This is a genomic window from Corynebacterium pseudodiphtheriticum DSM 44287 (genome assembly GCF_000688415.1).
Taxonomy (GTDB): domain Bacteria; phylum Actinomycetota; class Actinomycetes; order Mycobacteriales; family Mycobacteriaceae; genus Corynebacterium; species Corynebacterium pseudodiphtheriticum.
The window spans coordinates 30,725-43,858 of sequence record NZ_JIAH01000011.1 but is presented as its reverse complement, the minus strand read 5'-3'; the positions used below and the strand labels follow the sequence as shown (position 1 = coordinate 43,858).

Here is a 13,134-nt window from a genome sequence, read left to right as displayed (position 1 = left end):
AGAAACAGAGTTACCGAGGTAAAAGTTGCAGGGCAATCCCTCACAGAGAATACCTGGTCGCGGCTTGGGCGAGCTGGTGCTTCTCGTTGTTCTGGTTACAGCACTTGTGTGGTGGGCTGGCGGCGACGACAACGCGCGCCCGCGTCCTTTTGCTGGAGATCATCTGGGCCCACATGTTCAACAGAGTCGTGCAGACTACACAGCGCTTGCCGACGCTTCCTTGGCAGCAGCTCTACAGCGAGCACCGGAACAGCCAGTGTTCGCGATGCTCTCTTTCGCTGCTCCGCTGTCTAGTGCTGACGCAGGTAGCTTGGTTGCTGACCTCCGTCGAGTAGGGAGCTTGATTACGCAAGATGCGCAGATTCTGGCCTTGCCAGAACCAGCCGCGGACCCAGAACCAACCGCGATCCCTGACCGAACTGGCATTCCCTCTGATAGTGAAATTGCGACCGCGCGGACGCAAATTTTCACCAGCACCATAGCAGCTGCTTCTGGGATGAAGCATTCGCAGATAGGGGAGTCTCCGAGGGAAATAGAATCGTCTGGCATCATTGCCGTCATCGCTTATGACACCCCACGGAAGCTGGAAGCTTTCACCCACGATCCACGCATTGACGCTGTCGAAGTGCTGCCCCCGGATGCGGTGTGGGGACAGTTTGGCATCAGTCCACCGCAGGTTGCCCGCGGCGAGAACCCGCGCTTCCGCTAGAATTCTGGCTATGAAGAAGCGAGAATCGATCACTTTTACCGCCGCGCTTTTGGCGATTTTTGTGGGCTGTTTCAGCTTGGTCATTGGCGTATTCAATGGTTCTTTCGCCTGGCCAGGATTATTTGCTGCGATCGTGGGTGCCTTCGTAGCGTTTTATGTTTTGCGTGCTCATGCGCGTGCACAAGAGGCACTGGAGTCTTAGCCGCCAGGCGCTAGAATAACTCCATGGCTAAAAAATCCTCTTTCGTTCATCTGCATAACCACACCGAATTTTCCATGTTGGATGGTATGGCCAAGGTGGATCTGCTTTCGGAAGAGGTGAACCGGCAAGAAATGCCTGCCGTCGGCATGACTGACCACGGCAATATGTTTGGTGCGGATGCGTTTTATCGTCGCATGACGTCGAAAGGTATCAAGCCGATCATTGGTATCGAGGCCTATATGGCCCCGGAATCTCGCTTCAATAAAAACCGCGTGCGTTGGGGTACACCGGACCAAAAACGGGACGACGTCTCAGCCTCGGGTGCGTACTTGCACCAGACGATGCTCGCGGAAAATGCTACGGGTTTGAAAAATCTGTTTAAGCTTTCATCGCTGGCATCCTACGAAGGCCAGCTTGGTAAGTGGCCGCGCATGGACGCTGAGCTGATCGCCGAGCATGCCGACGGCATCATCGCAACTACTGGTTGTCCGTCGGGAGATGTACAGACGCGTCTGCGGTTGGGGCAATTCAACCAGGCTTTAGAAGCCGCAGCCATGTGGCAAGACATCTACGGCAAGGAAAATTATTTCCTGGAGTTGATGGACCATGGGCTGGACATCGAAAAGCGCACCAGGGATCAATTGCTAGAGATCGGCAAGCGCCTGGACTTGCCGCCGCTGGTGACCAACGACTGCCATTACGTGTTGCAATCGCAAGCTAAAGCCCACGAGGCAATGCTGTGCGTGCAGACGGGCAAAACTTTCCAAGACCCGGATCGCTTTAAGTTTGATGGCGACGGCTACTACATCAAATCTGCAGCGGAAATGCGTGAGAACTGGGACCACACCGTTCCAGATGGTTGCGATAACACGTTATGGATTGCCGAGCGCGTTGGTGATTATTCCTCCATGTGGGAAGAACACTCGCATGATCGCATGCCGGTTGCGGATGTGCCAGAGGGGTATACGCCGACGACGTGGCTGCACCACGAGGTGATGGAGGGCCTGGCAGAACGTTTCCCCGGCCAGGAAGTTCCCCGCGAATATATCGAGCGTGCGGAATACGAAATCGAGGTCATTGATGGCAAAGGGTATCCGTCGTACTTTCTGATCGTCGCGGAGATCATTAAATATGCTCGTTCGGTGGGCATTTGGGTCGGTCCGGGGCGCGGATCAGCCGCGGGCGCACTGGTGGCGTATGCGTTGACGATTACCAATATCGACCCGATTGAGCACGGCCTGTTGTTCGAGCGTTTCTTGAACCCAGAACGCCCGTCGGCGCCTGATATCGATATTGACTTCGATGACCGTCGGCGTGGTGAAATGATCACCTATGCCGCAGAACGCTGGGGCGAGGACAAGATCGCTCAGGTGATCACCTTCGGCACAGTGAAGACTAAACAGGCGATTAAAGATGCGGCGAAGGTGCATTTCGGGCAACCCGGTTTCCAGATGGCTGACCGCATCAATGGCGCGCTGCCAGCGCCGATTATGGCCAAAGACATTCCGCTTTCCGGCATCATGGACCCGGAACACGAGCGCTATTCCGAGGCCACCGAGGTGCGTAACCTCATCGAATCTGACCCGGACGTGAAAAAGATTTACGACACCGCCCGCGGTTTGGAAGGCGTGGTGCGCCAACCGGGCGTGCATGCGTGTGCGGTGATTATGGCTTCGGTGCCGCTGATGGAGCACATTCCGATGTGGAAGCGCAACGCCGACGGTGCGATCATTACCGGGTGGGATTACCCCGCTTGTGAGGCCATAGGCCTGCTGAAGATGGACTTTCTGGGCCTGCGTAACCTGACGGTGATCGGTGATGCGTTGCGCAATATCCGGCAAAACCGCGGCGAAGAAATTGATCTGGAAACGCTCATGCCTGACGACGAATCGGTTTCCGAGGTGTACCGGCTGTTGTCGCGTGGCGAAACCTTGGGTGTGTTCCAGCTGGACTCTACGGGTATGCAGGAGTTGCTGAAACGCATGAACCCGACTGGGTTCAAAGACATCGTCGCCGCGCTTGCGCTGTATCGGCCAGGCCCGATGGGCGTGAATGCCCACTTGGATTATGCCGATCGCAAAAACGGGCGGAAACCGATTACTCCGATCCACCCGGAGCTGGCAGAGCCGTTGGAAGAGATCCTGGCGGAAACCTATGGTCTGATCGTGTACCAGGAGCAGATCATGCGTATTTCGCAGAAGCTCGCGAACTATACCGCTGGTGAGGCGGATGGTTTCCGAAAAGCCATGGGTAAGAAGAAACCGGAAGTGTTGGCCCAGCAATACGAGAAGTTCTCTGCGGGCATGGCAGAAAATGGCTATTCCAAGGAAGCTTGCGATACCTTGTGGGGCGTTATCGAGCCGTTTGCGTCCTATGCGTTCAACAAATCACACGCGGCAGGGTACGGGCTCGTGTCTTTCTGGACTGGGTACCTGAAGGCCTATTACACCGCGGAATATATGGCCGCCTTGCTGACCTCGGTGGGAGATAAAAAAGATAAGTCTGCGATCTATCTGGCTGACTGCCGACACCTGGGCATCAAGGTGATGCCGCCAGATGTCAACGAGTCGGATGTCGAGTTCATGGCTGTCGGCAAAGACATTCGTTACGGCATGGGGGCTGTGCGCAACGTTGGTACTGAAGTTGTCAATTCGATTATTAAAACGCGCAAGCAAAAAGGTGCCTACCGTTCGTTCGGCGATTACCTGGACAAGATCGAGCTGTTGCCGTGCTCAAAGCGGATTACGGAAGCCTTGATTAAAGCCGGCGCTTTCGATTCGCTGGGGCATCCGCGCAAGGGTTTGATGTTGATCCAGGAAGATGCCGTCGACTCGGTACAATCAACGAAGAAGGCCGCGGATAAGGGCCAATTCGATTTGTTTGCCGGCATGGGCGGTGATGATTCCGAACAAAACGCATTCACCATCACTGTTCCGGATGAATCCTGGGAGCGGAAACACGAATTGGCTCTTGAACGCGAAATGCTTGGGCTGTATGTTTCTGGCCACCCACTGGACGGATACGAACAAGCGCTGGCTTCGTATATCGACACCGCTCTGACGACGGTGGTTTCCGGTGAGTTAAAGCCGAAGCAAAATGTGGTCATCGGCGGCATTATTTCGAACGTAGACCGGCGCTTTTCCAAAAAGGATGGTTCGCCGTGGGCGATCGTCACCATTGAGGACCATCATGGTGCGCAGGTCGACGTATGGGTCTTCAGCAAGGCTTATTCGCTGGTGGCGGAAGATATTGTGGAAGATAATATCGTGCTGTTCAAAGCCCAGATCCAAGTCTGGGGTGACGGCGATCAGAAGGTTATTGGTAGTGATATGCGCGTTCCCGAGTTAGGGCGTGGTGGGGGAGCAGGGCTGCCGTTGCGTTTGCACTTGACGACGCAACAGTGCTCGATGGAAGCCATCGCCGCGCTGAAATCCGTGTTATTGGACCACCCAGGCGATACAGAAGTCTACCTAACCCTTAGCCACGGCGAGGCTGAAGAAGTACTCGTGCTCGGTGATCACCTGACGGTCGATCGTTCAAATAGCTTGATGGGGGACTTGAAAGCCACGATGGGCCCGGGCATCGTTATGGCGCAAACCTAAGCCAGCATGGCGACGGATAATTTTTGGGAATTATCCGTGATAGCTAGCTATGTGATCTGCACTGGGGTGGTTACAATGAGTTGCTATGACTACCCCGCAGACTGCGCCAGCGTCCCCAGACAATTTCGAGCCCGTACGGGCCGCCGATATTCAGCTTGCGCAGTCGCGAATTTCCAGTGTAATTGCGCCTACCCCATTGCAGTATTGCCCTCGGCTTTCCCAGGAAACCGGTGCCGAAATCTTCTTGAAACGCGAGGATCTGCAAGACGTCCGCTCCTATAAAATTCGTGGCGCGTACTATTCCATCGCGAAGCTCAGCCAGGAAGAACGTGAAGCTGGAATTGTCGCTGCTTCGGCGGGCAACCACGCACAGGGGGTGGCTTATGCTTGCCGCACCATGGGCATCAAAGGTCGGATTTTTGTGCCGACGAAAACCCCGAAACAAAAACGTAACCGCATCAAAGTTCACGGTGGAGATGCCATCGAACTCGTGGTCACCGGTTCCAACTTCGACGAGGCAGCAGCTGCCGCCCGGGAAGAAGCCACGAAGCACGGATCGACCGTTATCGAACCTTTCGATGCTCGCGATACCATCGTCGGCCAAGGCACCGTAGCCGCCGAGATTCTGTCGCAGTTATCCGCGCGCGGACACAGCTTGGATACTGTTGTGGTTCCCGTCGGTGGCGGTGGCCTGTTGTCAGGCATTACAAGTTATTTTGCAGACATGGCACCAAACGCTGCTCTGGTGGCTGCAGAACCACTCGGTGCAGCCTCGCTCGATGCTGCGCTGACAGCCGGTGAACCGGTGACTCTGGAGACTGTGGATGCTTTCGTTGACGGGGCCGCGGTCAAACGTATCGGAGCTAAACCGTTTCACATCATCAATGCCAACCGGGAACGTATCCAGAACCTGCAGGTAGCCGAAGGCGCTGTATGCACTGCCCAGCTGAGCCTTTACCAAGACGAAGGCATCATTGCTGAACCCGCAGGTGCACTTTCAGTGGCTGCCCTGGAAAAAATAGATATCGCGCCGGGTTCAGTAGTGGTGTGCATTATTTCTGGTGGCAACAACGATGTGCTGCGTTATGCAGAAATCATGGAACGCAGCTTGGTTGATCGTGGGCTGAAACACTATTTCCTTGTGAATTTCTTGCAAGAACCAGGCCAGCTGCGTCATTTCCTGATGGAAATACTAGGCCCAGACGATGACATCACGCTGTTTGAATATCTCAAGCGAAACAATCGGGAAACCGGGGCCGCATTAGTGGGCTTGGAATTGGGTTCGGCTACAGACTTAGATCCTTTGCTTGAGCGTATGGTTGCGTCGTCGATTGAATGTCAGCGTTTGTTGCCGGGAACTCCGGAATATGACTATCTGGTGAAGTAGAACTGAGCGAGGAATGGAGCATTGTTATCAACTGCCTGTGGCGGGCGAATCGTTTCGTGCAGAGATTGAGATAAAACGCTCGCGGTTCATTGGAATCATCGAGCGCGTGTCCGACGACGAACAAGCACGCGGGTTTATTGATCGGGTGCGTGCAGAATTTCCCGATGCACGGCATCACTGCTCGGCATATGTTTACCGGGTGGATCAGGCTAACCCCGTGGAACGTTCTTCAGATGATGGTGAGCCGGGTGGAACTGCAGGCAAACCGATATTGGATGTGCTGAATGGCTCCGGAATGCAGGATCTTGCGTGTGTGGTAGTGCGTTATTTTGGTGGTATCAAACTCGGCGCGGGTGGTTTGGTGCATGCGTATTCGCAGACGGCAGGGGATGCTTTAGCGCAGGTGCAGCGACGGTTGCGGTGCATGCGTAATTTGTATGAGGTGAGTTTCTCGCATGCTGCGGCACAGAAATACGAGGCCGAGCTGCGTGCGAAAAACATCACGATCACAGATACCCAGTACGGAGCGGATGTCACCTACACCTTGGCGGTGGATCCCGACGCGGTGGAGCAGCTTGAATCGCAATTGGCTGCGCTTACTTCTGGGACGGCGCAGCTAGTGGAAGCTGGTACGGCGTGGGTGGAAAAGCCGGTAGACTAGACGTCCATGAGCATGCAACCAACTTCGCATAACCCTATTGACAGGCGCAAGGCGGCTGTACGCAAGTACTCCAAGAACGGACTGATTAGCGTCGGTGCCGGAATTGGTGGTGGCGTATTGTTCGCGTTCTTGTTTTCTAGCTCGTCATTCTGGTTGATTTTGGGCTTTATCGTTGCTGTGGTCGGTGGCGTGTACAACTACAACAAGGTGCGCAAGATCGTTAACCATAAGGACCATTACTAGAGTTTTTTTATGACTGCGAAGGCGAATGAACCCTCGGCGGCACCCGTGCGTATTGACGCCTGGCTGTGGTCGACACGCTTTTTTAAAACGCGGGCAGAAGCCACCAAAGCTGTGAAAGCAGGCCATGTGCTGATCGGCGACAAGGTAGCTAAACCCTCCACACCGGTGGTTCCAGGTTTGCGGATCACGGTGTGGAAAGACGATCGTGAATTCCGTTTGGAGATTAACGCGACCGTATCTAAACGCGTGGGTGCGAGGATTGCGGAGCATTGTTATATCGATTATTCACCGCCGGCGCCACCGAAGCCGCTGCAGCCCAGCGTGCCTAAGCGGGACCCAGGTGCTGGGCGCCCGACGAAAAAAGACCGCCGTGAGATGGAGAAATTCACCGGGAAACGACGAGGCTAATCAGCACAACTTAATGAACACAAGTTAATCAGCACAACCAAATCGGCGAAACCTAGTCAGCACAACTCTGTGGGGAACCCGTGCGCTGCCACCAGTGGCGAAGCGCAGAGCAAATCTGTGGAGCCGAAAAATTGCGATGCGGGCTGGGTATGTTCGGCTGCAACCCGCAACCAGGAAGTTGCTGTAGAAATCGAGCAACCGGTGAGCGCAACCAGCGTATCGGTGTTGGGAGCCAGGAAAATCAAAGCGCTGCTTCCTAACAACCGTGCTACGTGGTCGTGCATCACGGACAGCAAAAGCGGGTGAGCCAACCAGCTGGTAGCTGGAACAGGGGAGGAGCGAAGCTGTAGCCCTGGTGGGGCGCTGCCACCTAAGAGTCGTGTGGCAGGACGGGTCCAGAACTGGGTGCCTTCCGGTGTGTGGGCGGCTCGCAAGACGTTGTCCGCGGCTAAATCCCAGGCCTGACGCATGGGCAGGTTGAATTCAGATAACGCTCGGTGGCTCAAGGTCATATCATCGACGCTGAGTGTCACTGCAGTGGTGCGGGACAAAGGTAGGTGAGCTAGAGAATCACAGAATCCGTCGTCGCTTAAACCGCGCTGGTCCACCCAGGAACCCGGTCGCATAAGAGGAACGCATTTGGCTAGCGCTTGTGGGGGCCTGGCCGTAGTGGGGCCGGTCTCAATGGTGCCGGTTGTGGTGGTTAAAGGCGCTGCTGGGGCAATAGTTGGTGCCGTCACGGGAATCCTTTCGCTGGCTTGCTGCGTTAATTGGCAGCATCTGCGTTTCATGGTTACAGCAACATTGGACTGTCGCAGGCCAGCGGTGGTTCCCTGTTTTTTCCGGCGTCGTCAATCAGTCTGGTTGGTACCAGCGCCAGAACGACAGAAAGTTACGGCGTAACCACCGGACGGGAAGCTTTTTCGAGCAGTACGGCAACGGAATCGAACTGATAGCCGGCGACTACATCCAAGCCCATCTCGCACGTGCGGTTTGAGGATACAAACGCGTCATAATGCCGGGCATCCAGCCCAGTGCGTTCCTCGCGGGTGGCGGATTCCACCAATTCAGGGTGCAACAGGCCACGGTCACCGGCGGTGCCGCAACACATTGCACCAAACGGTACGCTGGCTTGGCCGGCGTGATTAGCCACAGCTACCAGTGCCTCCGTCTGGCCCATGTGTTGCGTGGAACAGGCCGGATGAACTGCGATGGTGCCCATGTCGTGATGGATAGGAAGGTAGTCGATGACGTCTTTATGCAACCATTCCACGATGTCGATGATGTGTAGTTCGTCGTAAAGCTGTTGCGTGTTTGCGTCTAGTACTTCGGGCACACCAGATAGCAAGCCATGGGTGCAGCTCGAGGCATCGATGATGATCGGCAACCTGCCCCCATCGGACCATTCGTGGAACTTGCGCACGATTGCATGCGCCTGGTGGCTGAAGCCATCCTGGTAACCCTTCGACGACCACGGTGTGCCGCAGCAGAAACCGGTGACGTCGTCTGGAATCCACAACGACTGGCCGCTGCGGCGGGCAAGCTCCACCATGGCACGTGGCAAATCGACGGTATCTGGGTCTGAGCCAGCTGGGCGCCCAAAAATTCGGTTCACACATGCCGGGAAATACACCGCGTTGGCACCGGCTCGTTCGGTCGCGGGCAAACGGCTAGCTGCCTGGGGCAATGCGCCCGGTACTGCAGGCACTAAGTCTGGGTTGATCACCGTGCGGGCCATGTTTGCTGCCCAACCAGCGGCTTTTTCTCCAACCTTATTAGCACTGATAATGCCAGCGCGTGCGAGCTTTTCCACGACATCCCATTTTTCGGCGGTGGTCAAAGCGACCTTTTCCGCGCGCGGGGTGGTCTGCTTGGCGCGCAGGTTTTTCATCACTGCACCGGTATCAATGCTGATGGGGCAGGGGATAGCACAGGTGCCGTCGGCAGCGCACATATCGACGGCATCATACTGGTATTCTTTCTGCAACTGCTGCAGCACCGGGGACCCTGGAGCTTGCCGGGCCATCTCTCGGCGCAGTACGATGCGCTGTCGTGGAGTGACTGTTGCGTGCCGTGATGGGCACACTGGCTCGCAGAAACCGCATTCCACACATGGGTTGATCTCTGCTTCCACACGCGGGAAAGATTTGAAGTTATGCAGGTGGTTATCCGTGCGGTGGGTTAGCTTCACATCTGGGGCCAGCATCGCGGTGGGATCGATCAGTTGTTTGGCCTCCCACATCAAATTCCAGGCCGCATCGCCCCATTCTTGGCGCACGAACGGTGCCATGTTGATGCCCGTGCCGTGCTCGGCTTTCAGCGAACCGTTGTATTTATCGATGACTAGATCCGCGAGCTCACGCAGGAATTCGGCGTATTTCTCTTTTTCTTTCGGATCATCAAATTCCGGGATGAGGAAGAAATGCAGGTTACCGAAGGCGGCATGGCCCATGACCATTTCCGGGTAACCGTAGTGGGAGAGTAAATGCAGCAAATCAGCTGCAGCCGCACCGATTTGTGCTGGTGGGAAACAAACATCCTCGGTGATCAGTGCGGATCCTTGCGGCCGGTCGGCACCTAGTAGCCCGAACAGCCCATTACGGATAGCCCAGGCACCGCGAATGTCTGAATCACTGGTGAGGAATTCCAGTTCAGCGCCCAGCTCGGCGTCGGCAAGCACATCTTTGACACGATCCATGGCATCGGCCAGCTCCTCGTCATCGGCGCCACCGACTTCGAGCAGCAGGGCGGCGGATTCGTCGGAGATATCGGCCCAGCCAGCTGGCGCTTGGTCGAAGTTCTCCACGGATTTTTTCATCACCGGCGCGACCATCAATTCGCAGGCCCAGGCGCCAGTTTCCATGAGCGGTGCCACGTAATTAGCGGCCTGGTAAAGGTCCGGAAGTTGGACCCAGGAGACAGCTTTCTTCTTCGGTAAGGCAACAGTGTCGAGCTCACATTCGGTAAAAGCACCGAAAATGCCTTCGGAACCAACTAATAAACGCATCAGGATGCGAACTGGTTCATCCTCATCCAAGAAAGCATCAAGGCGCAGACCGTTGGTATTGCGGATGGAGAATTTCTCGCGCAAGTGTGTAACCAACTGCTCGTCGCTGCGGATCTTGTCACGCAGTTGCAGCAGGCCAGCGTGCAGTTCCGGTTCCTGGGAGCGGAATTTCGCGTCACCGGCGCGCGTGTTCACGATTGTGCCGGATGGTAACACGAATTCCGCCTGCCGGATGCTGTGGTAGCTGTCGTTTTCCAGCCGACAGCGCATACCACCAGCATTGTTGGCAAGAACGCCGCCGATGGTACAGACCGAGGTAGAACCAGGATCCGGCCCGAGCATAAAACCCTTTCGGCCTAGTACTGCCTGAGCATCGCCCAAGACCACGCCTGGGCGCGACCACAACACCTTGCCGCCTTCGCGAACTTCCATGCCAGTGAGGTGGGTTTTTAGATCCACCAACAGATCATCGCCCTGAGCCTGGCCGTTGAGTGAAGTGCCAGCAGAGCGGAAAGTGATATTTCGGCCATGATCGGTGGCATAGCGCATCACGCGCGAGAGATCCTTCGTATTGCGCGGTGCGACGATGACCTGCGGGAGCAAGCGGTACGGGCCGCCGTCGGAAGCAAAGCGGACTATGTCGCTAATACGTGCGTGCACGTTTTCCGGACCGACGATCGCGCGCAAGTCGTCGACAAGCTGCTGTTTATCGGTGTGCAGATGGCTGGCGGGCACGGCATCACTCTGCGGCGCCGAATTCTCGGGCTGACCGTAACTTTGTGGATTGGGCGTGAGGAGCTTTTTCATAGCTCATACCTTATATGGTTGCGTTCGGTGATGTGTGCGCAATCACGGTGGGGTTTAATATCCCTGGAACGCCGGCTTATTTTGGTCTGCGTACTGGTAATACTCGCGGAAGGTCAACTGTGCGGCAGCTTCTTCGTCGATCAGCACTGTCGCGTGCGGGTGTAGCTGCAACGTGGAGGCCGGGCACATCGACGACAGTGGTCCTTCCACTGTTGCCGCAACCGCGGCTGCCTTGCTAGCGCCGGTAGCAACCAGCAACAGGTGCCCGGCGCGGCGGATGGTGGCCAAACCTTGGGTAAGCACGTGGGTGGGTACTTCTTCGGCGTCATCGAAAAAACGTGCGTTGTCTTGAATGGTTTGTGGGTGCAGGGTTTTCATTCGGGTCACGGAATTCAGTGACGACGTGGGCTCGTTAAAACCAATGTGTCCGTTGGTGCCGATGCCGAGGAGTTGGATGGCCACGTGCTCACTGGTGATGTGCTGCTCGTATGCGGCAGCGGCGGCTAGTGGGTCTTCGCTGTTGCCGGATGGGGAGAAGACGTCGGCATCGTTGATGTCGATGTGCTCGGTGAACTCGCGGCGGATAGTACGGGCATAGGATTGCTCGTGTTGTGGATCGAGGCCCAAGTATTCATCGAGCATGAAAACTTTGCAGCCAGCGAAGCTTAGCCCTTCGCGTTGGTGTCGGCGGATGAGCTCTTGGTAGGTCGCGATTGGTGTTGATCCGGTTGCTAGGCCTAGCACCGAACCACTCCGGGCATAGCCTGCGATGATGTCAGCTGCTTGTTTGGCAACAGCGTCTGGGGTGGCGCGAATGAGTATTTCCATGATGGGGTTCCTGGCAGTCTTTCGTTATAAGCAGTAAATTCAGCGGGCTGAATGCACCGCATGGATGGTGTGGTTTGGGGCGATTCCGACGAGGTCGATTGGCTTGCCGACGATCGCTGTGGGGTCTTCGGGCTTGGTGGAGTCTTGCAGAGTTGTGGGTTGGCCCAGGACCGCGTGGGCATTGCTCGAAGTAAAAGCCACAGCTTCTGGCAGGCTGTGACGTGCGGCGAAGCGGGTGAACTGTTCCAGCAGAGTGGTGGTGCCGCCAGCAATGCTGCCGGTGCTGCCATCTGTGGTGGTCAGACGGGCTACTGCAGTGTTGACTGTCACGTCAAGTCCGCCGAGCTTATAGCTGCCGTCGGCAAGTCCGGCTGCTTCCATGGCATCGGTGATGGCAAAGGCAGAGGGATTACCACCGGCCATGATCATGTCGACGGTTCCATCGGCTAAGTGCACTCCGTCACCGATGATTTCCAGGTGCGCCTGCCCGTGTCGGGCAGCGGTGATGCAGGCGGCTGCCGCACCAGGCTCGCGGTGGTGAATCGGAGGCATCGCATTAAACAGGTGGGTGGCGGTAACGGTTACGCCAAGTTCTCTAGCCCGTGTTATTACGGCAGAGGTGGTGGCGTAATCCGCGTTGGTGTGCCCCAAGGAGGCGATGATGTTGTGGTTTGCGCATAGCTGGAGGAGTTCGTCGACGTGATCGGTTTCTGGCGCAAAGGTGATTGACCGGACTGTGTTGTTTGAGGCATCGATGACGCGGGCGAAGACATCAGGATTACCAGGCATGATTTTGGCTGGGTTTTGGGCGCCGCATTTACCCGGATTGACGAACGGGCCTTCCATGTGGATGCCGTGAATCAGGCCTTCTCCCACTAGTGGGTGGAGGCGGTGTGCTTGCCGGGCCAATTCATCGCCGGTGGCAGAAACCAAGCTGGCCAGCAATGTCGTGGTGCCGTGTGTGCGGTGGTACCGTGCTGCGCGACGGCAATCTTCGGTGGTTCCAGAAGGGAAAGCGCCGGAATCTCCGCCGTGATTGTGCAAATCGACAAAGCCCGGCACCCAGGTGATGTCGCCAATGCCCGGTGTTTGTTCGACAGTGCTGACGACACCGGCTTCATCGATAGTAATGCGGGTGTTATCCCAGACAGCGTGTGCGGTGACAAGGCGACCTTCTAGGTGGCGCGGAAAGCCGTGGTCGGCGGCGGTGGGAGAGGGGGGCATCATTCTCCTGAGTATTCTCTTTAGCTAGTGACCGGTTGAGATGTTGACCGGAGAAA

Annotated in this window: 11 protein-coding genes; 7 read left to right on the top strand and 4 right to left on the bottom strand. The window is 56.3% G+C overall.

The annotated features are described in order from the left end of the window. The first annotated feature begins 76 nt into the window (after nt 1–76). From O146_RS0109195 to O146_RS0109165, 7 genes are all read left to right on the top strand, one after another. On the top strand, nt 77–709 hold the full coding sequence (locus tag O146_RS0109195; protein ID WP_155896264.1) for a hypothetical protein: 633 nt from the start codon (nt 77–79) through the stop codon (nt 707–709). Between the two features lie 10 nt (nt 710–719). After that, nucleotides 720–911: a hypothetical protein gene (locus tag O146_RS0109190; protein WP_021352291.1), complete on the top strand. Its 192-nt coding sequence runs from the start codon at nt 720–722 to the stop codon at nt 909–911. Nucleotides 912–934: 23 nt separating this feature from the next. After that, nucleotides 935–4,513: a DNA polymerase III subunit alpha gene (dnaE, locus tag O146_RS0109185; protein WP_021352292.1), complete on the top strand. Its 3,579-nt coding sequence runs from the start codon at nt 935–937 to the stop codon at nt 4,511–4,513. A gap of 85 nt (nt 4,514–4,598) precedes the next feature. Further along, nucleotides 4,599–5,900: a threonine ammonia-lyase IlvA gene (gene ilvA / locus O146_RS0109180; protein WP_027018281.1), complete on the top strand. Its 1,302-nt coding sequence runs from the start codon at nt 4,599–4,601 to the stop codon at nt 5,898–5,900. Nucleotides 5,901–5,913: 13 nt separating this feature from the next. Next, the gene (locus tag O146_RS0109175) at nt 5,914–6,561 is read left to right on the top strand and encodes a YigZ family protein (protein WP_027018280.1); all 648 of its coding nucleotides are present in this window, start codon (nt 5,914–5,916) and stop codon (nt 6,559–6,561) included. 6 nt (nt 6,562–6,567) lie between these two features. After that, a complete protein-coding gene (locus O146_RS0109170) occupies nt 6,568–6,804 on the top strand; it encodes a hypothetical protein (protein ID WP_023019255.1) in 237 nt (78 codons plus the stop codon). Nucleotides 6,805–6,813: 9 nt separating this feature from the next. Further along, nucleotides 6,814–7,212: an RNA-binding S4 domain-containing protein gene (locus O146_RS0109165; protein ID WP_027018279.1), complete on the top strand. Its 399-nt coding sequence runs from the start codon at nt 6,814–6,816 to the stop codon at nt 7,210–7,212. A 56-nt stretch (nt 7,213–7,268) separates the two neighbouring features. On the opposite strand, the gene O146_RS12250 is transcribed toward O146_RS0109165, so the two are convergent. From O146_RS12250 to O146_RS11790, 4 genes are all read right to left on the bottom strand, one after another. Then, nucleotides 7,269–7,724, bottom strand: coding sequence for a hypothetical protein (locus tag O146_RS12250; RefSeq protein WP_126856203.1), 456 nt, complete (start codon nt 7,722–7,724; stop codon nt 7,269–7,271). A 380-nt stretch (nt 7,725–8,104) separates the two neighbouring features. Beyond that, the gene (locus tag O146_RS0109155) at nt 8,105–11,026 is read right to left on the bottom strand and encodes an FAD-binding and (Fe-S)-binding domain-containing protein (RefSeq protein WP_027018278.1); all 2,922 of its coding nucleotides are present in this window, start codon (nt 11,024–11,026) and stop codon (nt 8,105–8,107) included. Nucleotides 11,027–11,080: 54 nt separating this feature from the next. Further along, nucleotides 11,081–11,854 (bottom strand): glucosamine-6-phosphate deaminase, encoded by a 774-nt coding sequence (locus tag O146_RS0109150; protein ID WP_027018277.1) that lies wholly within the window; start codon nt 11,852–11,854, stop codon nt 11,081–11,083. 39 nt (nt 11,855–11,893) lie between these two features. Next, a complete protein-coding gene (locus tag O146_RS11790; protein ID WP_244266835.1) occupies nt 11,894–13,081 on the bottom strand; it encodes an N-acetylglucosamine-6-phosphate deacetylase in 1,188 nt (395 codons plus the stop codon). Between the last annotated feature and the right edge of the window lie 53 nt (nt 13,082–13,134).

Bases quoted from the DNA above. Each gene is read 5' to 3' on its own strand.
- O146_RS0109190 (WP_021352291.1), top strand. From the start codon at position 720: ATGAAGAAGCGAGAATCGATCACTTTTACCGCCGCGCTTTTGGCGATT.
- dnaE (WP_021352292.1), top strand. From the start codon at position 935: ATGGCTAAAAAATCCTCTTTCGTTCATCTGCATAACCACACCGAATTT.
- ilvA (WP_027018281.1), top strand. From the start codon at position 4,599: ATGACTACCCCGCAGACTGCGCCAGCGTCCCCAGACAATTTCGAGCCC.
- O146_RS0109175 (WP_027018280.1), top strand. From the start codon at position 5,914: ATGGAGCATTGTTATCAACTGCCTGTGGCGGGCGAATCGTTTCGTGCA.
- O146_RS0109170 (WP_023019255.1), top strand. From the start codon at position 6,568: ATGAGCATGCAACCAACTTCGCATAACCCTATTGACAGGCGCAAGGCG.
- O146_RS0109165 (WP_027018279.1), top strand. From the start codon at position 6,814: ATGACTGCGAAGGCGAATGAACCCTCGGCGGCACCCGTGCGTATTGAC.
- O146_RS12250 (WP_126856203.1), bottom strand. From the start codon at position 7,724: ATGACCTTGAGCCACCGAGCGTTATCTGAATTCAACCTGCCCATGCGT.
- O146_RS0109155 (WP_027018278.1), bottom strand. From the start codon at position 11,026: ATGAAAAAGCTCCTCACGCCCAATCCACAAAGTTACGGTCAGCCCGAG.
- O146_RS0109150 (WP_027018277.1), bottom strand. From the start codon at position 11,854: ATGGAAATACTCATTCGCGCCACCCCAGACGCTGTTGCCAAACAAGCA.
- O146_RS11790 (WP_244266835.1), bottom strand. From the start codon at position 13,081: ATGATGCCCCCCTCTCCCACCGCCGCCGACCACGGCTTTCCGCGCCAC.